This is a genomic window from Ralstonia sp. VS2407, from assembly GCF_052950655.1.
Map to the genome: position 1 here is coordinate 1 of NZ_JBRFVG010000326.1, position 445 is coordinate 445.

Consider the following 445-nt stretch of genomic DNA (forward strand, 5'->3'; position numbering starts at 1 on the left):
GTGCAGATCAGCTCGACGTACAGCATCCCCTTGGTGCCCAGCACCAGACTGGGCATCCCAGCCTCGTCCTGCTCGAAGAAGGGAAACAGCACCGCGTCGGCCCGCTTCAGCCGGTCCGCGTACCCCTCAGCAAAGGCGGGAAACGAGCGACTGCCCATCTCCTCCTCGCCCTCGACGGCGAACAGCAGGTTGACCGGCAGCTTTCCCTCGACCCGCTGAACACCCCGCATAGCGGTGAAGAAGGCGGCCAGCGGCCCCTTGGTGTTGACCGCGCCCCGGCAAATGACACTCGGTCCCAACCCCGGCAGGTCGTGAATCTCGGCCCCGAACGGCTCGGCCATCCAGCCGTCCTCGTCGGTGGGCATCACGTCGTACATGCCGTAGATCAATAGGGTCCGGGGAGCGCCTTGCCACAGCTCGCCGTACACGATGGGATGGCCAGGTG

Annotated in this window: 1 protein-coding gene; it reads right to left on the reverse strand. The window is 65.8% G+C overall.

Annotated elements, in window-relative coordinates; genetic code table 11:
• Positions 1 to 377, reverse strand: a 377-nt coding sequence (locus tag ACU8YE_RS25285; protein WP_446930320.1) for a M20/M25/M40 family metallo-hydrolase, incomplete at its 3' end; no start/stop codon positions are given.
• Positions 378 to 445 lie beyond the last annotated feature (68 nt).